The 19163-nt window shown below is 69.9% G+C and carries 16 protein-coding genes and 1 pseudogene; 13 read left to right on the forward strand and 4 right to left on the reverse strand.

Annotated elements, in window-relative coordinates; all coding sequences use genetic code 11:
• Positions 1 to 63 precede the first annotated feature (63 nt).
• The gene (locus ACRAWC_RS19025; RefSeq protein WP_431349128.1) at positions 64 to 813 is read left to right on the forward strand and encodes an alpha/beta fold hydrolase; all 750 of its coding nucleotides are present in this window, start codon (positions 64 to 66) and stop codon (positions 811 to 813) included.
• Here the strand turns inward: ACRAWC_RS19025 and ACRAWC_RS19030 are convergent.
• Entirely contained in the window at positions 774 to 1364 is a 591-nt protein-coding gene (locus tag ACRAWC_RS19030; RefSeq protein ID WP_431349129.1) for a TetR/AcrR family transcriptional regulator, read from the reverse strand. The genes ACRAWC_RS19025 and ACRAWC_RS19030 overlap by 40 nt on opposite strands.
• Positions 1365 to 1469: 105 nt before the next feature.
• On the opposite strand from ACRAWC_RS19030, the gene ACRAWC_RS19035 reads away from it, so the two are divergent.
• Positions 1470 to 2609 carry an ABC transporter permease gene (locus ACRAWC_RS19035; protein WP_431349130.1) on the forward strand — a complete coding sequence of 380 codons (1140 nt, stop codon included), beginning with the start codon at positions 1470 to 1472 and terminating at the stop codon, positions 2607 to 2609.
• A gap of 10 nt (positions 2610 to 2619) precedes the next feature.
• Complete coding sequence (locus ACRAWC_RS19040; RefSeq protein ID WP_431349131.1) at positions 2620 to 3600, forward strand: aldo/keto reductase; 981 nt, start codon at positions 2620 to 2622, stop codon at positions 3598 to 3600.
• Positions 3601 to 3641: 41 nt separating this feature from the next.
• Here ACRAWC_RS19040 and ACRAWC_RS19045 read toward each other — a convergent pair whose 3' ends face one another.
• A complete protein-coding gene (locus tag ACRAWC_RS19045; RefSeq protein ID WP_431349132.1) occupies positions 3642 to 4460 on the reverse strand; it encodes a hypothetical protein in 819 nt (272 codons plus the stop codon).
• Between the two features lie 196 nt (positions 4461 to 4656).
• Positions 4657 to 5868 carry an MFS transporter gene (locus ACRAWC_RS19050; protein ID WP_431349133.1) on the reverse strand — a complete coding sequence of 404 codons (1212 nt, stop codon included), beginning with the start codon at positions 5866 to 5868 and terminating at the stop codon, positions 4657 to 4659.
• Positions 5869 to 6153: 285 nt separating this feature from the next.
• Here ACRAWC_RS19050 and ACRAWC_RS19055 point away from each other — a divergent pair.
• The 6 genes and pseudogenes from ACRAWC_RS19055 (at position 6154) to ACRAWC_RS19080 (ending at position 14640) form a co-directional block, all read left to right on the forward strand.
• Positions 6154 to 8657, forward strand: a pseudogene (locus ACRAWC_RS19055) (ribonucleoside-diphosphate reductase subunit alpha).
• A gap of 116 nt (positions 8658 to 8773) precedes the next feature.
• Entirely contained in the window at positions 8774 to 9763 is a 990-nt protein-coding gene (locus ACRAWC_RS19060; RefSeq protein WP_345834361.1) for a ribonucleotide-diphosphate reductase subunit beta, read from the forward strand.
• 25 nt (positions 9764 to 9788) lie between these two features.
• On the forward strand, positions 9789 to 10661 hold the full coding sequence (locus tag ACRAWC_RS19065) for a sulfurtransferase (protein WP_431349134.1): 873 nt from the start codon (positions 9789 to 9791) through the stop codon (positions 10659 to 10661).
• A 51-nt stretch (positions 10662 to 10712) separates the two neighbouring features.
• Entirely contained in the window at positions 10713 to 11735 is a 1023-nt protein-coding gene (locus ACRAWC_RS19070) for a PLP-dependent cysteine synthase family protein (RefSeq protein ID WP_431349135.1), read from the forward strand.
• A gap of 138 nt (positions 11736 to 11873) precedes the next feature.
• A complete protein-coding gene (locus tag ACRAWC_RS19075) occupies positions 11874 to 13175 on the forward strand; it encodes an NtaA/DmoA family FMN-dependent monooxygenase (protein WP_431349136.1) in 1302 nt (433 codons plus the stop codon).
• A gap of 1 nt (position 13176) precedes the next feature.
• Positions 13177 to 14640, forward strand: coding sequence for an aromatic amino acid ammonia-lyase (locus ACRAWC_RS19080; RefSeq protein WP_431349137.1), 1464 nt, complete (start codon positions 13177 to 13179; stop codon positions 14638 to 14640).
• A gap of 234 nt (positions 14641 to 14874) precedes the next feature.
• Here the strand turns inward: ACRAWC_RS19080 and ACRAWC_RS19085 are convergent, their stop codons facing one another.
• A complete protein-coding gene (locus tag ACRAWC_RS19085; RefSeq protein ID WP_431349138.1) occupies positions 14875 to 15384 on the reverse strand; it encodes a GNAT family N-acetyltransferase in 510 nt (169 codons plus the stop codon).
• 413 nt (positions 15385 to 15797) lie between these two features.
• Between ACRAWC_RS19085 and ACRAWC_RS19090 the strand changes: the two genes are divergently transcribed.
• From ACRAWC_RS19090 to ACRAWC_RS19105, 4 genes are all read left to right on the forward strand, one after another.
• Entirely contained in the window at positions 15798 to 16505 is a 708-nt protein-coding gene (locus ACRAWC_RS19090) for an ABC transporter substrate-binding protein (RefSeq protein WP_431349139.1), read from the forward strand.
• A gap of 4 nt (positions 16506 to 16509) precedes the next feature.
• Positions 16510 to 17496, forward strand: a complete 987-nt coding sequence (locus ACRAWC_RS19095) for an amino acid ABC transporter permease (RefSeq protein WP_431349140.1) — start codon at positions 16510 to 16512, stop codon at positions 17494 to 17496.
• Positions 17493 to 18296 carry an amino acid ABC transporter ATP-binding protein gene (locus ACRAWC_RS19100; RefSeq protein WP_431349141.1) on the forward strand — a complete coding sequence of 268 codons (804 nt, stop codon included), beginning with the start codon at positions 17493 to 17495 and terminating at the stop codon, positions 18294 to 18296. Before ACRAWC_RS19095 ends, ACRAWC_RS19100 begins: the two co-directional genes overlap by 4 nt.
• Before the next feature lie 62 nt (positions 18297 to 18358).
• Positions 18359 to 19150 (forward strand): SDR family oxidoreductase, encoded by a 792-nt coding sequence (locus tag ACRAWC_RS19105; RefSeq protein ID WP_431349142.1) that lies wholly within the window; start codon positions 18359 to 18361, stop codon positions 19148 to 19150.
• Positions 19151 to 19163 lie beyond the last annotated feature (13 nt).

The raw sequence follows: 19163 nt of genomic DNA on the forward strand, positions 1-19163 counted from the left end.
TGCGCTCGGACTCCGCCGCGCCCCGCTGCTGCACATCGCCTCCGACGTGGGGAGGGGCCGGCGGTGGTGCTCGTGCACGGCATCGCGTCCTCGTCGGTGACGTTCCAGAACCTCGTGCCGCTGCTCGAGCCCCGGCACCGCGCGATCTCCATCGACATCCTCGGCTTCGGCCGCTCTCCGGCCCCGGAGGATGCGCGGTACACGATCGAGGAGCACGTGGCCGCGCTCGACCGCACGCTTCGGTCGCTGAAGCTGCGCGAGCCGTTCGTGCTGGTCGGCCATTCGCTCGGCAGCCTCATCGTCGCCCGCTACGCCGCCGAGCATCCCGGAGCCCTCTCCCGGCTGGTGCTGGTCGGGCCTCCCGTCTACGGCACGCCCGCCGAGATCGGCGACCGACGCGTGCGCACGCGGGTCAGCGCCTACCTGCGGGCCTACGAGTTCCTGCGCAACAACAAGGAGTTCACCCTCCGCAACGCGAACATCCTCGGAAAGCTGCTGCCGATCAAGAACGTCTTCGAGATCACCGAGAAGAGTTGGCGGCCGTTCGTGCTGTCGCTGGAGAACTGCATCGAGCGGCAGACCGTCGTCGGCGACCTCGCCCGGGTCCACGTCCCGGTGGAGGTCGTCTACGGCACGATGGACGCCTTCATCGCCCCCGGCAGCCTCGCCGTGATCGAGGCGATGCGGCACGTGACCATGCACAGGGTGGAGGCCAACGACCACCTCATCCGCAAGCGGCTCGCTCGGGTGGTCGCCGTGGCCTGCGACGCCGGTCAGCCGGCCAGGGACATCGATGCGATGACCTCGAGGTAGGCGTCCCCGTCGAAGCCGTCGAACAGCACGGTCTGGGTGACGTAGCCCTGCACGAGGCCCATGTAGACGGGTGCCTGTCGCTCGGCCAGGGCCCGCGCGTCCGCGGCGGCCAGCGTCTGGGCGTGCCAGTCGGTGAGGTAGCCCACGAACATGGCGCGGATCCGGCCGCCGATGTCGGACGACATCTGCTTCAACCGTGGGTTGATCGGTACCTGCCCCCAGACCTGAACGAGGAGCTGGATGTCCACGATGTGCGTGATGAGCCCGCGGACCAGCAGGCGGACGATCTCGCCGGGCGTGGGGAGAGGCTGCTGCGCGCGCGCTTCGGCGACCTCCAGGAAGCGGGCGTCGAGGATCTCCGACGCGGTCAGCTCCATCAGCTCGTCCTTGCTGGTGAAGTGCCCGTAGATCGCCCCGGCGGAGAGCCCGGACTCGGCGATGATGTCGGCCATCGAAGTGGCGGCGAAGCCGTTGCGCGCGAAGCAGCGGAGGGCGGCCTGGGCGATCTCGTGGCGCCGCGCGCTGCGGTACTCCTCGGTGACCTTCGGCATCCGGCCCTCCTCGCGACTCGGAAAAAGAACGTTCGTTCTTGACAATAGCGTCGGATGTTCCGATTATAAAGAACGAGCATTCGTTTTTATTGAGTGGAGGCCGCCATGAGCACCAGCACCGATCCCGCCGTCGACCGTCCCGCAGCCGAACGGCACGGCGCGAGGCGCCACGAGCAGGTCGCCTCTCGCCCCGAGCGGGCCACAGGTCCGGTCGTCCACACGCCCTGGGCCCGGGCCCTCGCCCTCGCTGTGGGAGCGGCGGCCATCGTCGTCGTCATCCTGCTCGCCTTCCTCTGGCCGACCGTGACCTCCACGGTCAAGGACGTCCCGATCGCGATCGCCGGCCCGTCCGCGCAGGTCAGCGCGGTGGAGAAGCAACTCCACGAGGCCGCCGGCGGCGCGTTCGCGATCACGAGCCTCAGCGACCGGCAGGCCGCCGTCGACGCTGTCCGGAAGCGTGACGTCTACGGGGCGATCGTCCTCGGGGACAGCCCGGAGGTGCTGACCGCCTCCGCCAACGGCGCGGCGATCACGCAGATCCTGAACCAGGTGGCGTCCACCCTCCAGGCGGCGGTCGACGCGCAGGCGCAGGCGGCCGTGCAGCAGGCCATCGCCGCGGGTCACGCGCCCGCGGGCACGAAGGCGCCGACCATCACCGTGAAGGTGACCGACGTCGTCCCGCTCGCCTCGACCGACTCGCGCGGCCTCGGGCTGGCGTCGTCGTCGTTCCCGCTCGTTCTGGGCGGGATGCTCGGCGGTGTGCTCATCTCCCTGCTCGTCGCCGGGAGCCGGCGCCGCCTCGGCGCCGTCGCGCTCTACGGGGTGGTCGGCGGGCTGGCGGTGACCGGCATCCTGCAGGGCTGGTTCGGCATCCTGCAGGGCGACTACGGGGTGAACGCGCTCGCCGTGGGGCTGGCGATGTTCGCGACCGCGGCCTTCGTGGTCGGCATGAACGCGCTGTTCGGCCGGGTCGGCGTCGCGATCGGCGCCGTACTGACCGTTCTGGTGGGCAACCCGCTGTCGGCCGCCGCGCAGCCGCTGCAATTCCTGGTCGGGCCGTGGGGTGCGATCGGGCAGTGGCTCGTGCCGGGCGCCTCGGTCACACTGCTGCGCGACCTGTCCTACTTCCCATCCGCGGACGCGTTCTTCCCGTGGCTCGTTCTGCTCGGCTGGGGCGCCGTCGGCGTGGTCGGCATGCTCGCCGGCCACTTCCGCAACCAGGAGGTCACCGAAGCGGCGGCCTAAGCTGGAGGGCATGCAGAAGCGCACACTCGGACGGACCGGACGCGACGTGTCGGTCATCGGTCTCGGCACCTGGCAGCTCGGAGCGGACTGGGGTGACGTCAGCGAGGCCGACGCGCTCGCCGTCCTCGACGCCGCGACGGACGCCGGGGTCACCTTCTTCGACACCGCCGACGTCTACGGCGACGGCCGCAGCGAGCAGCTCATCGGCCGGTACCGCGACTCCCGGCCCGACCTCCCGCTGACCATCGCGACCAAGATGGGTCGGCGCGAGGCGCAGGACCCGGCCAACTTCACGCTCGCGAAGTTCCGCGAGTGGACGGACCGCTCCAGGCGCAACCTCGGGATGGACACGCTCGACCTCGTCCAGCTCCACTGCCCGCCCACCCCGGTGTTCTCGAACGCGGCCGTGTACGACGCGCTCGACACCCTGGTGGAGGACGGCGCGATCGCGAACTACGGCGTCAGTGTCGAGACGTGCGCCGAGGCCCTCGAGGCCATCGCGCGACCCGGGACGGCGACCGTGCAGATCATCCTCAACGCGTTCCGGCTGAAGCCGCTCGACGAGGTGCTGCCGGCGGCGCGGGAGGCCGGCGTCGGCATCATCGCCCGTGTGCCGCTGGCCTCGGGGCTGCTGAGCGGCCGCTACTCGGAGTCCACGGAGTTCGCGGCCGACGATCACCGCAGCTACAACCGGCACGGCGAGGCGTTCGACGTGGGGGAGACGTTCTCCGGCGTCGACTACGCGGAGGGCGTGCGCGCGGCGCGGGAGTTCGCGGCGCTCGCCCCCGAGGGCGCGACGCCCGCGCAGGCGGCGCTCGCGTGGATCGTGGCGCAGGACGGCGTGAGCAGCGTCATCCCGGGCGCACGCTCGCCCGAGCAGGCGCGAACGAACGCCGCCGCGGCCGACGTCGCGCTCCCTACCGGCTTCGCCGACGCGGTCCGCGACCTCTACGACCACACCTTCCGCGCCACGACGCACCCGCGCTGGTGAAACGCGAGTAATCGCGGATATCCGTCGTCGGAATTCCGCGATTATTCACGTCTCGTCGCCAGGAGGTGTGAGAGGCGGGTGACGAGAGGGAGCGGGGTGCGGAGGTCGGCGGCGGTGACGCGGACGACGCGCCAGCCGAGGTCCTCGAGGTGCTCGCGCCGGTGGATGTCGCGGAACCAGACATCTCTGTCGACACGGTGGCCGTCACCCTCGTATTCGAGGATCACGCGCTCTAACGGGTACGCCCTATCCACGCGAGCGAGGAAGCTCCCATCGGGACGGTGGATCAAATAGTTCAGCCACGGCTCCGCGAGTCCCGCATCGAGGAGGATCAACCGCAGTCGCGTCTCGGCGGCCGACTCCGACCTCGTTCGGACGAGCGGCAGCGCAGCCCGCGCGGTCGCGATACCACGCCTCCCGGATGCGGTACCCACGATCTCCGTCAACGCTTCGGCCGTCGTCAGCGGGTGTCGGTAGCTCAGCAGCCAGTCCCCGACGGCGACGAGCGCGTCGCGGCCGAGGATGGCAGCCAGGTCCAGCCACGTCTGTTCGGGAGTGGTCAGCGGCAGGCCGCGAAAAGAGATCGTCCTCCAGGCTGAGAGCGTGTGGCCGACGACGGATGCCGCCTGCACGGCGCGACCGCCGGCGGGGACGCTCACATGGAGCCGGTCTCCGCGGGCTGCCGCCGGGAGGGGCGCTCCTAACAGCTCCGCCGCTGTCGTGTGGCTGAACGCGGCCCGCTCCTGCCGGTGCAGCAGGAAGGCGCGGCAGCGCGTCTCCAATCCCACGTCCCCGCCGGCGACGCGCACGCCCCTGATCGGGGTATGCAGGTCGCTCGCCCGGAGCCGTGCCGCCGACACGCCGCTCTCCAAGGCATCCCGTGTCCGGAACGCGCCCGAACTGAAATCCCGCCCTAACTCCGCTGCCCGTCTCCCCATTCCGCCACCCTGCCGGACCGGCTCGGATCCCGCTCTCGTTCTCCACAGCCGGCGACCGAGACGTGACCAAACGCGCAAAAGCTGTGGACGATTTCCGCGATTAGTCACCTTTCGGCGGCTAGGAGGGCTGGACGGGGACCGGCTCGGTGTCCGGGATGGGCGACGCGTCGCGGCCGCGCAGGTCGGGGTGCACCCGCCACGCGAGTGCGGGCACGAGGAAGCCGACGAACGCGAAAGCGCCCGCCGCCCAGAATGCGCCGACCGCACCGTGCGCGTCGATGAGGAAGCCCGCGAGCGCGGAGCCCAGCGCCGCGCCGATGAGCTGCCCCGTGCCGACCCAGCCGTAGGCCTCCGCTGTGTCGGAGAACTTGACGCTCGCCGACACGATCGCGAACAGCACCGCCAGGGCCGGGGCGATGCCGAGGCCGGCGACGATCAGCGTCAGCGACAGTCCCCACCACGACCACAGCATGAACGTGGAGATGACGACGCCGACGAACACGATCAGCATCCGGCGAGCCGTCGCCCACGGCCCGATCGGGACGTGCCCGAACGCGAGACCGCCGACCAGCGAGCCGAGCGACCAGATCGCCAGGACGATGCCGGCGAAGGGCGAGCCCTCGCCGAAGTTCGCCACGACCCCGGCCTCCACCGCCGCGCACGAGCCGATCAGCAGGAAGCCGACCACGGTCGCCAGCAGCACGGGAGGGCGCGCCAGCACCACCCCGAACCGCCGTTTGCTGCGCGGGATGCGCACCCGGCCGACCTCGGGCGAGGAGATGAACCAGGCGCCGCCGAGCAGCATGATCGCCACCGACATCAGGATGCCCTCGACCGTGCCGATCTGGGTGGAGACGAAGGTGATCGCGACCGGCCCCGCGATCCAGATGATCTCCTGCGCCGACGCGTCGAGCGAGAACAGCGGGGTGAGCTGCCGCGAGTTGACCATCTTCGGATAGATCGTCCGCACCGCCGGCTGGATGGGCGGCATGCTGAGCCCCGCGAAGAACGCGACCGCCATCGTCAGCTGGATGGGCAGGACGAAGACGCCGATGGCGGCGACGGCGGCCGAGCAGACCACGAGCGTCGTCCACAGCACCGTGCGCATGCCGAGTACGCCCATCAGCCGGCTGGTCATCGGGCCGGCGATCGCCTGCCCGATGCTCATCGCGCCGAGCACGAGCCCGGCCGCGCCGTAGGAGTGGTGGATGCGCTCGATGTGCAGCAGGAAGGCCAGCGAGAGCATCCCGAACGGGAAGCGCGCGGTGAGCTGCGCGGCGATGATCCGCGCGACGCCGGGCGTCTTCAGAAGGCTCGAGTAGCTGCTCACAGTCTTCTCACTCTATCGGTCCGGGAACGCGGCGGAAGGGTCGTGAAACCCATTCGAGGGGGTGTGGAAATGTGCATAACTTCTGCACATCTGTGGATGACACGCCCACTAGATATGGGGGCGTGGAAATGTCGGGACCCGGCTATATAGTGGTTCACGCGACAGGGGGCCGAGCCACTCCCGAGGGCGGCCGGAAGCCGTTCCCCGGGTGTTCACGAGGCCAGGGCGCATGGGACTTCGCCGCTCACCGGAGCGGCACCGTTGAGGTAAACAGAGGGAGAGACAGTGGCTATCACGGTTGTGAAGCGGAACGGCGAGCGCGAGCCGTACGACGCCAACAAGATCAATCTGGCCATCGAGCACGCGGCCGCCGGTCTGGACGAGAACATCACGTGGGTGACCCAGATCGCGAGCGAGCTGGAGCTGACCCTGTTCGACGGGATCACCACCCAACAGCTCGACGAGGCGGTCATCCAGGTCGCCCTCCAGAACGTCAAGGACGACCCGGCGTTCGACACCGTCGCCGCTCGCCTCCTCCTCAAGACGATCTACAAGCGCGTCCTCGGCGACTACGAGACCCTCGACGAGCTCACCGAGCTGCACACCTCGCACTTCCGCGCGTACGTCGAGCGCGGTGTCGCCGAGACCCTTCTCGACTCCCGCTTCACCACCCTCTTCGACCTCGACCGCCTGGCCGGCCACCTCGACCCCTCGCGCGACGAGCTGCTCAAGTACATCGGCGTCGTCACCCTCAACAACCGCTACGGCATCAAGGCCCGCAACGGCGACTCCCTCGAGGTGCCGCAGTACTTCTGGATGCGCATCGCGATGGGCCTCTCCCTCAACGAGGCCGACCCGACCGCGCACGCCCTCGCCTTCTACGACAAGATGTCGCGGCTCGAGTACCTGGCCGCGGGCTCCACGCTCGTCAACGCCGGAACGGCCTACCCGCAGCTCTCCAACTGCTTCGTCATGGAGATGCAGGACGACATCGAGCACATCGCCAAGTCGGTGCGCGACGTGATGTGGCTCACCAAGGGCACCGGCGGCATCGGCCTCGCCGTCACCAAGCTGCGCGCCCAGGGCTCGCCGATCCGCTCCAACAACACCACCTCCACCGGCCCGATCCCGTTCATGCACACGATCGACTCGGTGCTGCGCGCGGTCAGCCGCGGCGGCAAGAAGTTCGGCGCCCTGTGCTTCTACATGGAGAACTGGCACATGGACTTCCCGGAGTTCCTGGACCTGCGACAGAACTCGGGCGACCCGTACCGCCGCACCCGCACCGCCAACACCGCGGTGTGGATCAGCGACGAGTTCATGAAGCGGGTCCAGAACGACGAGGACTGGTACCTCTTCGACCCGCTGGAGGTCGCCGACCTCAACGAGCTCTACGGCAAGGCGTTCTCCGAGCGCTACGCCGAGTACGTCGCGATGGCCGAGGCCGGCGAGCTGCGCATGTTCAAGAAGATCAGTGCCCGGTCGCAGTTCAAGGACATCCTGATGAGCCTCCAGACCACCAGCCACCCGTGGCTGACCTGGAAGGACACCATCAACAACCGCGCCCTCAACAACAACACGGGCACGATCCACCTCTCCAACCTCTGCACCGAGATCACCCTTCCGCAGGACCGCGAGAACGTGTCGGTCTGCAACCTGGCCTCCATCAACCTGTCGCGTCACCTGATCGACGGCAAGATGGACTGGGAGCGTATCGAGGCGAGCGCCCGCCAGGCCGTCCGCCAGCTCGACAACCTGATCGACATCACCGTGTCGAGCGTCGACGAGGCCGACTTCTCCAACCAGCAGAACCGCGCGATCGGCCTCGGCGTCATGGGCTTCACCGACATCGTCGAGCGCCTCGGCTTCAGCTATGAGAGCGAGGAGGCGTACGCCCTGATCGACGAGATCATGGAGCACGTCTCGTACGCGGCCATCGACGAGAGCGCCGACCTGGCGCAGGAGCGCGGCGCGTACCCGAACTTCGAGGGCTCGCGCTGGTCGAAGGGCCTGGTGCCCTACGACTCGATCGCGCTGACGGAAGCCGACCGCGGCATCCCGATCACGGTCGACCGCACCATCCGCCTCGACTGGGACCGCCTGCGCGAGAAGGTCAAGGGCGGCATGCGCAACGCGACCCTGATGGCCATCGCGCCGACGGCCTCCATCGGCCTCGTCGCCGGCACCACCCCGGCTTCGACCCGCAGTTCTCGCAGATCTTCAGCCGGTCGACCTCCTCGGGCAAGTTCCTCGAGGTCAACCGCAACCTGGTCGAGACGCTGCAGGAGCGCGGCATCTGGCAGGACGTCCGCGAGGCGATCCTGCGCTCGCAGGGCGACATCCAGGGCATCGCGGCGATCCCGGACGAGGTCAAGGCCACGTTCAAGACCAGCTTCCAGCTCTCGCCGTACGCCTTCATCGAGGTGGCGGCCCGCGCCCAGAAGTGGATCGACCAGGCGATCAGCCGCAACATGTACCTCGAGACGCGCGACCTCGGCGACATGATGGACATCTACTACGCCGCGTGGGAGAAGGGCGTCAAGACGACCTACTACCTGCACATGAAGCCGCGTCACCAGGCCGAGCAGTCGACCGTCAAGGTCAACAAGGCCGAGGAGATCTCCGGCGGCCGCACCGGCTTCGCCACGGTGGGCGCCGGCGCTCCGGCGGCGGCTCCCGCCGTCACCGAGACCGCTCCGGCGGCCGCTCCCGCCCGCCGCGGGTTCGGCTTCGGCGGCCTGACTTCGAACGCTCCGGCCTCCAACAGCGCCGCTGGGGGTGACAAGTAATGAACAGCACCAAGACCGAGGAATACTACGTGCCCGTCGACCCCATGGACGACCTGCAGTGCGAGTCCTGCCAGTAGTCCGCCGCCACCGCCGAGAGAGATAGAAGAGAGACACACATGGGCATCCTGGGAACGGGAATCGAGGAGGGCCTCCTCCTCAAGCCGGTGAAGTACCAGTGGGCGATGGACCTCTACGACCAGGCCGTCGCGAACACCTGGTTCCCCAACGAGATCCAGCTCGGCGAGGACATCGCCGACTTCAAGCGGATGACCGACGAGGAGCGCCACGCGGTCACCTTCCTGATGAGCTACTTCAACCCGAACGAGCTCCTGGTGAACAAGGCGCTGGCCTTCGGCGTCTACCCCTACATCAACGCGGCCGAGGCGCACCTCTACCTCGCCAAACAGATGTGGGAGGAGGCCAACCACTGCATGTCGTTCGAGTACGTCCTCGAGACGTTCCCGATCGACCGCGAGCAGGCCTACAACTCGCACGTCGACATCCCGTCGATGGCGCGCAAGGAGGAGTTCGAGGTCGGCTTCATCAAGCGGATGACCGAGCAGACGCTCGACATCACGACGACCGAGGGCAAGCAGGACTTCATCCGCAACCTCGTGGCGTACAACGTGATCCTCGAGGGCATCTGGTTCTACTCGGGCTTCATGGTGGCGCTGTCGTTCCGCCAGCGGAACCTGCTGCGCAACTTCGGCTCGCTGATCGACTGGGTGGTCCGCGACGAGTCGCTGCACCTCAAGTTCGGCATCAACCTCATCCTGACGGTGCTGGAGGAGAACCCCGACCTGCAGACTCCGGAGTTCGCGAACGAGATCCGCCAGATGATCCTCGACGCCGTCGAGATGGAGGAGCAGTACAACCGCGACCTCCTGCCCGGCGGCATCCTGGGCCTCAACGCCAACTACATCAACCAGTACGTCCGCTACCTGGCCGACCGCCGCCTGGAGGAGCTGGGCTTCGAGGCCGAGTACAAGGTCTCCAACCCGGCCAAGTGGATGGCGACCGCCAACGACACGCTCGAGCTGGTCAACTTCTTCGAGTCGACCAACACCTCGTACGAGTCGAACGCGAAGGCGTCGAGCGGTCACTGATATGGCGATGCGGAACTCTCCGCTGATGCGGAACTCTCCGCTGATAACGGCCGCCGCGCTGGACGCCGCTTCCGGGACCGAGTCCCTGTGGAGCGGCGCCGGCCGGCGGCGGTCGACATTGCGGGTGCTCGATGTGCGCTGGAAGCTCGGCGGCCCTCCCGGGGCCGAGGAGTTCGCGAAGGGGCACATTCCCGGAGCGGTATACGTCGACCTGGACACCGAGCTGGCCGGGCACGGCGCGCCCACGGACGGCCGGCATCCGCTGCCCGACATCGACGCGTTCCAGGCGTCCGCGCGCCGCTGGGGCGTGAACGACGGGGACAGCGTGGTCGTCTACGACGATGTCTCCGGCACGTCGGCGGCCCGGTTGTGGTGGTTGCTGCGCCACGCTGGTTTCGAGGATGTGCGCGTGCTCGACGGCGGGTTGGCCGCGTGGGTCGCGTTCGGCGGCGGCCTCGACACAGGCACTCATGTTCCGATTCCCGGGACCGTGGAGCTCGTCTACGGCTCGCTCCCGACGCTCGATGCGGACGCCGCGGCAGCGCTCCCGGCGAGCGGGGTGCTGCTCGACGCGCGAGCGGGCGAACGGTTCCGCGGCGAGGTCGAGCCCGTCGATCCGCGCGCGGGGCACATCCCCGGCGCCGTGAGCGCTCCGACCTCCGACACCATCGGGCCGGACGGCCGGATGCTGAGCCCCGAGCGGCTCGCCGCCCGGTTCGCCGAGCTCGGTGTGATCGCGGGCACTCCGACGGGCGTCTACTGCGGCTCCGGCGTGACCGCCGCGCACACCGCCCTCGCGATGGAGGCCGCCGGACTGCCGGTCCCGGCGCTGTATCCCGGCTCGTTCTCCGCCTGGTCGAACGACCCGGCACGACCCGTCGCCGTGGGCGAAGCGTAATACGTCGACACAGCCCGTGCGCTTCCCAGCGCACGGGCCTATCGTTCCTGCATGACCGCGCTCGACCTCATCCCCGCCTCCGCCCCCGGGAACCTCCCGCTGGGCGAGGTGTGCGACTCGGCGGCGGCGCTCATCGGCAACACCCCGATCGTCGAGCTGCACGCCCTGCCGTCCGGGCTCGACGTGCGCGTCCTGGTCAAGCTGGAGGGCCGCAACCCCGGCGGCTCGTCCAAGGACCGCATCGCACTCAACATGATCCGCACCGCGGAGGCGGCCGGCGCGCTCGCCCCCGGCGCCGCCATCGTGGAGGCCACCAGCGGCAACACCGGCATCGGACTCGCCCTGATCGGCCGGCTGACCGGTCACCCGGTCGTCATCGTGCACTCCTCCGACATCTCGGAGGAGAAGCGCAAGGTTCTCGCGGCCTACGGCGCCCGCCTGGTGGAGGCCGACTGGGAGGCCGGCCCCGACGACCCCGCCAACCCGCGCGCCGTCGCCGACCGGATCGCGGCCGAGACCCCCGGCGCCTGGCGTCCCGCCCAGTTCGCGAACACCGCGAACCCCGAGGCGCACTACCGTGGCACCGGCCCGGAGATCTGGCGGCAGACCGCCGGCCGGGTCACCCACTTCGTGGCCGCGATCGGCACCGGCGGCACCGTGAGCGGCACCGGACGCTACCTCAAGGAGGTCAGCGGCGGCGCGGTCGAGGTGCACGGCGCGAACCCGGCCGGCTCGACCTACGACGGCGGCGCGGCCGGCCGCATCCTGGTCGACGGCGTGGGGACCGCGTGGCCGCGCGAGTTCTGGCCGCAGACCTTCGATCCGGGGGTGGTGGACGAGGTGCACACGGTCGAGGATGGTGTGGTCTACCGCACGCTTCGCCGGCTCGCCGCCGAGGAGGCGCTGCTGCTCGGACCGTCGTCGGCGCTGGCCGTCGCCGCGGCCCTCCGGGTGGCACGGGAGGCCCGGCCGGGATCGGTCGTCGTGGCGATCGCGCCGGACGGCGGGACCAACTACCTGACCAAGGCGTACGACGCGGACTGGCTGACCGCTGCGGGCGTCGGCGTCGACTGACCGGCAGCCAGGCCACCGGCCGGCGCACCGCGACGGAACCGCGCAACACGACCGCACAACACGACCGCACAACACGACCGCACAACACGACCGAACGAAACGACGGCCGATCATCCGGCCACGGACAGCAGGGAACGCATGGCACTCCTCCACTTCGGCTGGTTCCTCGGCGCGGGCTTCGGCGTCCAGGGCTGGGGCGACCCGACCTACGGCGTCGGCTACGACTGGAAGCAGCCGCCGATCTACCAGGACGCCGCGCGCGCCTTCGAGGGCGCCGGCTTCGACCTCTTCATCATCGAGGACGGCGTGGCCGTGCCCGACACTTACGGCGGCTCGGCCGAGGTGAACCTCGCCGCGGCGCGGTTCGTCCCCAAGCACGACCCGCTGCCGCTCGTGCCGTACCTGCTCGGGGCGACCTCCCGGCTCGGGGTCGTGCCGACCCTGAGCGCGAGCTTCTACGAGCCGTTCACCGCCGCCCGCCTGCTCAGCACGCTGCAGCACTTCGCCGGCGGCCGGCTCGGATTCAACGTCGTGACCAGCGGATCCGACCTCGCCGCGCAGAACTACGGACTCGACAAGCAGGTCGAGCACGACCTCCGCTACGACCGCGCCGACGAGTGGGTGGAGGTCGTCCGCAAGCTCTGGCGGAGCTGGGAGCCCGACGCGATCGTGGAGGACGCCGCGGCCGGTGTCTTCGCCGACCACCGCAAGGTTCACACCATCGACCACGAGGGCCGGTTCTTCCGGGTCCGCGGGCCGCTCAACACCGCGCCCGCGGCGGAGGACCCGGTCATGGTGCAGGCGGGCGCGTCCGGCCGTGGCCGCGACTTCGCCGGCAAGAACTCGGACGTGGTGCTGGCGCTGGCCTCCACCCCCGAGCGGATGCGGGAATATCGCGACAGCATCCGGGAGGTGGCGGTGCAGCACGGCCGTCCGGCCGACGCCGTGAAGGTGCTGTTCGTCGTGCAGCCGATCCTCACCGCGAACGCCGAGGAGACCGCGAGCGTGCGGGCCGCTCGCGCAGAGCTGACGCAGGCCGCGATCGACGAGCAGTTGCAGTCGATCAGCTACCTGACCGGAGTCGACTTCAAGACCTTCGACCTCGACGCTCCGCTGCCGGAGATCACCACCAACAGCAACCGCGGCACCCTGGACAACTTCGTGTCCTCCGCCCCGGCCGGCTCCACTCTGCGGGAGATCCTGCAGACCCGTGCGAAGAAGGACGGCCTCGCCGTCATCGGCACGGCCGACGAGGTCGCCGACCACCTGGGCGAGCTGGGGGAGGCCGTCGGCGGTGACGGGTTCCTCTTCACCGGCCAGGTGCACCCGGCCAACGTCCACCGCACGCTCGACCCGCTGGTGCCGGCGCTGCGGAGGCGCGGACTGATCCGCACCGAGCTCGGCGACGGCGGCCTGCGGCAGAACCTGGCCGATTTCTGACATGCGCACCGTCCGGTTCGGCGCCCAGGCGCCGTCGGTCTCCGACATCGTGGCGGTCGCGGAGGGCGCTCCCGTCGAGGTCGACGCGGACGCCCGGGCGACGATCGCGGCCTCCCGCGCGGTGGTCGACCGCGCGATCGCGTCGGGGGAGCCGGTCTACGGGCTGAACCGCCGGCTCGGCGCCGGACGGGACGACGCCGTGGAGGCCGACGAGCTGGCGTCCTTCCAGCGCCGCACCATCGCGAACCACCGCGGCGGGATCGGTGAGCCGCTCACCGGGACAGAGGCGCGCGCGGTGGTGGCCGCCCGGCTCGCCGGGTTCACGCGCGGGGGAGCGGGCGTGCGGCCGGAGCTCGCGGACGCGTACGCGGCGCTGTTGAACGCCGGTGTGACGCCGCGCATCCCGTCGCGCGGCTCGGTGGGAGCGGCGGACCTGACCGCGCTGGCGGAGGTCGCCGCCGTCGTCATGGGCACCGGCACGGTGCTGCGCGACGGCGAGCCGGTGGCGGCCGCCGAGGCGCTGGAGGCCGCAGGCCTGACGCCGATCGACCTCGCACCGCACGAGGCGCTCGCGGCCCTCAGCGCGAATGCGCTGAGCGTGGGGGTGGGCTCGCTCGCCGCCGTCGCAGCCCGGCAGCTCGCGGAGGCCGCCGACCTGGTCGTCGCGCTGTCGCTGGAGGCAGTCGCCGCCCACGGACCCGCGGGCAACCTCAGTCCGTACGCGGAGGCCGTGGCCGAGGCGCGCGGAGGCGAAGGCCAGCGCGCGTCGGCGCACGCGATCCGCGCCGCGCTGGCGGGCAGCGCCCTGGAGGCGCCGGATCGCTCCGTCAGCGTCCAGGACCCGCTCGCCTTCCGGACCGCTCCGCAACTCCACGGTGCGTTCCGGGAGGCCGGCGCCCGGCTCCGGTCCGAACTGGAGGTCGAGCTCGCCGCGCGCTCCGAGAACCCCGTGGTCGACCTCCCGAGCGGCCGTCTGATCTCCGGGGGCAACTTCCAGGCGCTGCCGCTGGCGCTCGCGCTGGAGAACCTGCGCCTCGCGCTCGCTCACGTCGTGGAGGCCTCCGAGCGGCGCACCGCGGCCCTCTCGCTCGCGCTCGCGCCGTCGCGCCGCGACGGCCGCACCCGCGTGCCCGGCCTTCTGCTGTACGCCGCCGCAGACGCGGTGGCCGAGGTTCGCCAGCTCGCCGCGCCGGCCACGCTCGGCAGCTCGACGCTGTCCGGCGTGGAGGACCACGCGACCTACGCGCCCCTGGCGCTCCGCCTCCTGCGGCGCTCGCTCTCGCTGACCAGCGAGGTGCTGGCGATCGAGGCGCTGCACGCCGCCGACCTGCTCGGAGTCCTCGCCGCGGCGCCGACGGGCGCGGGCACGCGGCCGCTCGCCGACGCGCTCACCGCAGCGCTCAGCGCTGACGCGGCTCCCGCCGCCGCCCTCGTCGCGGAGACGACGCACCACCTCCTCGGCTGAGGCCGCCCCATTCGCCCCGAATATCGCGATCGGCGTCGCCTTTCCGCATCTTCGGCACGAATCGCGCCGCGCGGACGCCGCATCCGTTCGTGCCGAATGTCGCGATTGGCGTCGCCATTCCCCACTTTCGCGCCGAATCGCGCCCCGTGCTGACGCCGCCGACATTCGGCACGAATGTTGCTTTTGGCGTCGTGAATCGCTACATTCGTGCCGAATTGCGCGGGGCGCGGCGTGCTACAGGTCCTTGCGGAAGCCGAGGTACGACACCGCTTCCCAGTCGCCGTCGAGGTCGAAGAGGGGCGAGTAGCCCAGAGAGATGTACAGCGCCACCGCCTCCGGTTGGCGCGCGCCCGTGGTCAGCACGATCGTGCCGACGCCGCGGCGTGCCGCCTCCGCCTCCAGCTCGCGCATCACCCGCCGGGCGAGGCCCTGCCGGCGGAAACCTGAGTGCGTCCAGACCCGCTTGACCTCGACCGTGGCGTCGTCCTCCCGCATGAACGCGCCGCCCGCGACCGGGGTGCCGTCGTCGTCCACGAGCAGCAGGAAGGTCCCGCCCTGCTCGGCCGTGAAGCGCTCGGCGGGGTAGCGCGACAGCTCCGCCGAGGAGGGGATGCCGTCGTTGAATCCGTAGCGCTCGTCGTACTCGCGGGAGAGCTCCTCGACCAGCGGCGCGGCGAGCGGATCGTCGGGGCGCGTGACGACCACGCGGGCCATCGCGGCGAGACCGGATTGCGGTTGGATCACGACCCGACCCTAGCGCGGCCGGGCGCGCCGCGCGCATTCGGGGTCACGAAAGGTCTCAGACAACGGAATCCGCGCAAAGAAACACGAAATCTCTGCGAAACTTGCAGGAAAACTAGCGTTTCGCGCGCGATTTAGTATGCGTATAACGCCTGGGGCCTAGGGTATTCTCCCCTTACCCCTCCTGCACACCCTGCACCAGGAAGAAGGACAACTACCATCATGCGCATCCGTTCCGTGGCCCCCGTGGCCGCCCTCGCCGCCGTGGCCGCGCTCGCGCTGTCCGGCTGTGTCGACAACACCACCCCCTCGTCGAGCGGCTCAGCGTCGAGCGCCGCGTCCGACGTGAAAAGGACGACAGCCTCGCCAACAGCCTCCCGTCGAAGATCAAGTCGGCGGGCGTTCTGACCGTCGGCATGGACGACACCTACCCGCCCAACGAGTACAAGGACGACAACGGCAACCCCGCCGGCTGGGAGGTCGACTTCACCAACGCCATCGGGAAGAAGCTCGGCCTCAAGATCAACTACGCGATCGCCAAGTTCGACAACATCATCCCCAGCATCACCGGGGGCAAGGACGACTTCGGGATGTCCTCGTTCACCGACACCGTCGAGCGCGAGAAGCAGGTCGACTTCGTCAACTACTACAACGCCGGCATCCTGTGGGCGTCCGCCAAGGGCAAGAACGTCGACCCGGACAACGCCTGCGGTATGAAGGTCGCCGTCCAGTCGACCACCTTCGAGGACACCGACGAGGTCCCCGCCAAGTCGAAGGCCTGCACCGACAAGGGCAAGCCGGCCATCCAGGCCCTCCGCTACGACAACCAGGACGACGCCACCAACGCGGTCATCCTCGGCAAGGCGGACGCCCTCAGCGCCGACTCGCCCGTCACGCTGTACGCCGTGTCCAAGTCCAGCGGCAAGCTCCAGGCCGCGGGTAAGACCTTCGACGTCGCGCCCTACGGCATCCCGGTCGCCAAGAACTCCGACCTGACGCCGGTGCTGCAGAAGACCATCCAGGCGCTGATCGACGACGGCACCTACAAGAAGATCCTCGACAAGTGGGGCGTCGCCGACGGCGGCGTGACCAAGGCCGACCTCAACGCAGCCGCGAAGGGCTGACCTGATGTCGCAGGGCAATCCGGCCGGTCCGGCGACGGGGGCAGCCCCGTCGCCGGCCGGCGCCCCGCCGTCCGAGCCGATCAAGGCGATCAAGCTCCGCCACCCGTGGCGGATCGTGTTCGCGATCGTGCTCATCCTGCTGTTCGCCTGGTTCGTGATCGACGCCTCGCAGCGCTCCGCCTACGGCTGGCAGTACGTCGGCAAGTACGTCTTCGACAGGCGCATCAGTGCTGCTGCGCTCGTGACCCTCCAACTCACGATCTACTCGATGGTCATCGGCGTGATCCTGGGCCTCGTGCTGGCCGTCATGCGGCTCTCGCCGAACCCCGTCGTCAAGTCCGTCGCCTGGCTCTACCTCTGGATCTTCCGCGGCACCCCGGTGTACGTGCAGCTCGTGTTCTGGGGCCTGTTCTCGCTGATCTACCCGCACATCTTCCTCGGTGTGCCGTGGACGCACCTCGGCGTGACCTTCGACCTCGGCTTCATGCAGAACGCGTTCATCATCGCGATCGTCGGTCTGGCGCTCAACGAGGCCGCGTACATGGCCGAGATCGTGCGGGCCGGACTGCTGTCGGTGGACAGCGGCCAGGAGGAGGCGGCGACCGCGCTCGGCATGTCGTGGTGGCAGACGATGACCCGTATCGTCATCCCGCAGGCCATGCGCGTGATCATCCCGCCGACCGGCAACGAGGTCATCTCGATGCTGAAGACCACCTCGCTGGTCGCGGCGATCCCGCTCACCACCGACCTCTACGGTGTCGCCCGCGACATCTCGGCGGTCACCTACACTCCGATCCCGCTGCTGATCGTCGCCTCGCTGTGGTACCTGCTGTTCACCTCGATCCTGATGATCGGCCAGTACTTCCTCGAGAAGCGGTTCTCGCGCGGCGTCAACATGCGCCGTCCCGACAACAAGGAGCCGGCGCTCGCCACCGGCGCTCTGCCCGCCGCGGGCGCGCCCGACGGCAACGACCTGGGAGGCAAGGGATGACCGACGCGACGACACGGGACCAGAACGCTCGGGCCGGCGTGACGCCGATGGTCCTGGCCGAGGGCGTCTCCAAGAGCTTCGGCTCCAACGAGGTGCTCAAGTCCATCTCGCTGTCCGTCCGGCCGGGCGAGGTGCTCTGCATCATCGGCCCGTCCGGTTCGGGCAAGTCCACCTTCCTGCGCTGCATCAACCACCTGGAGCGTGTGGACGCCGGCCGGCTGTCGGTCGACGGCCAGGTGGTCGGCTACCGCCAGCACGGCGACAAGCTCTACGAGCTGAAGCCCAAGGAGGCCTCCCGCCAGCGCCGTGAGATCGGCATGGTGTTCCAGCGCTTCAACCTCTTCCCGCACATGACGGCCCTCGAGAACATCATCGAGGCGCCGATCCGGGTCAAGGGCCTGCCGAAGGCGCGCGCGGTGGAGCGGGCGAACGAGCTGCTCCTCCGGGTGGGGCTCGCCGACAAGGGCGACCACTACCCGTCGCAGCTCTCCGGCGGCCAGCAGCAGCGCGTGGCGATCGCCCGCGCGCTGGCGATGGACCCGAAGCTGATGCTCTTCGACGAGCCCACCTCGGCGCTCGACCCGGAGCTGGTGGGCGAAGTGCTCGACGTGATGAAGGGCCTGGCGGCCTCCGGCATGACGATGGTCGTCGTCACGCATGAGATGGGCTTCGCCCGCGAGGTCGCGGACGAGCTGGTCTTCATGGACGGCGGCGTCGTCGTGGAATCCGGCGACCCGCGTGAGGTGCTGGCCAACCCGCAGCACCAGCGCACGCAGGCGTTCCTGTCGAAGGTGCTGTAGCCCAGGAGCTGGACCTTGGAGCTCGCGGAGCGGGCGTCGTGACCGTCTGACAGAATCGTCGGATGGACAACGACGCCCGCTCTTCCCGTCCCGTCGTCTTCATCACCGGAGCGAGCCGTCCGGACAACATCGGGGCGGCGATCGCCCGCACTCTGGCGTCGCTCGGCTGGGACGTCGCGTTCGCCTTCTGGGACGACTACGACGCCGCGATGCCGTGGGGTGCGCCGGAGCGCGGCCACGACGCCTTCGCGGACGAGTTGCGCGCTTTCGGCGGCCGGGCCCTCCCGGTCGCGGTCGACCTCTCCCACCCCGAGGCGCCCGCGCGGGCAATTCAACGCGTCCGCGCCGGTCTCGGGCCGATCCAGGCGCTGGTCGCCAGCCACGCGCACTGGGTCGACAGCGGCCTCCTGGACACCAGCGTGGAGGCGTTCGACCGGCACTTCGCGGTCAACACCCGCGGGAGCTGGCTGCTGATCAAGGCGTTCGCCGAGCAGTTCGAGGCGCCGGCGGAGCCCGGCCCGGCGCTCGGCCGCATCGTCGCCCTGACCAGCGACCACACCGCGCATAACCTCCCGTACGGCGCCAGCAAGGGCGCGCTCGACCGCATCGTCATCGCCGCCGCCGTGGAACTCGCACACCTCGGCATCACCGCCAACCTGATCAACCCCGGCCCGATCGACACCGGCTGGATGACCCCCGACCTCGCGGAGGCGCTCGCGGCCGAGACAGCCCTCGGCCGCCTCGGCCGCCCCCAGGACACCGCCGACCTCGTCGCGTTCCTCGTGTCCCCATCCGGCGGCTGGATCAACGGCCAGCTCCTGCACTCCAACGGCGGCTTCCACCTCCCCGTCTAGCGCCCCGCAGCCA

The organism is Leifsonia sp. L25, assembly GCF_050632895.1.

What these genes read in the sequence shown, in the direction of transcription:
- ACRAWC_RS19040 (WP_431349131.1), top strand. Translation starts at nt 2,620, where the DNA reads ATGCAGAAGCGCACACTCGGACGGACCGGACGCGACGTGTCGGTCATC.
- ACRAWC_RS19065 (WP_431349134.1), top strand. Translation starts at nt 9,789, where the DNA reads ATGCGGAACTCTCCGCTGATAACGGCCGCCGCGCTGGACGCCGCTTCC.
- ACRAWC_RS19100 (WP_431349141.1), top strand. Translation starts at nt 17,493, where the DNA reads ATGACCGACGCGACGACACGGGACCAGAACGCTCGGGCCGGCGTGACG.
- ACRAWC_RS19090 (WP_431349139.1), top strand. Translation starts at nt 15,798, where the DNA reads ATGGACGACACCTACCCGCCCAACGAGTACAAGGACGACAACGGCAAC.
- ACRAWC_RS19030 (WP_431349129.1), bottom strand. Translation starts at nt 1,364, where the DNA reads ATGCCGAAGGTCACCGAGGAGTACCGCAGCGCGCGGCGCCACGAGATC.
- ACRAWC_RS19070 (WP_431349135.1), top strand. Translation starts at nt 10,713, where the DNA reads ATGACCGCGCTCGACCTCATCCCCGCCTCCGCCCCCGGGAACCTCCCG.
- ACRAWC_RS19075 (WP_431349136.1), top strand. Translation starts at nt 11,874, where the DNA reads ATGGCACTCCTCCACTTCGGCTGGTTCCTCGGCGCGGGCTTCGGCGTC.
- ACRAWC_RS19035 (WP_431349130.1), top strand. Translation starts at nt 1,470, where the DNA reads ATGAGCACCAGCACCGATCCCGCCGTCGACCGTCCCGCAGCCGAACGG.
- ACRAWC_RS19060 (WP_345834361.1), top strand. Translation starts at nt 8,774, where the DNA reads ATGGGCATCCTGGGAACGGGAATCGAGGAGGGCCTCCTCCTCAAGCCG.
- ACRAWC_RS19105 (WP_431349142.1), top strand. Translation starts at nt 18,359, where the DNA reads ATGGACAACGACGCCCGCTCTTCCCGTCCCGTCGTCTTCATCACCGGA.
- ACRAWC_RS19080 (WP_431349137.1), top strand. Translation starts at nt 13,177, where the DNA reads ATGCGCACCGTCCGGTTCGGCGCCCAGGCGCCGTCGGTCTCCGACATC.
- ACRAWC_RS19095 (WP_431349140.1), top strand. Translation starts at nt 16,510, where the DNA reads ATGTCGCAGGGCAATCCGGCCGGTCCGGCGACGGGGGCAGCCCCGTCG.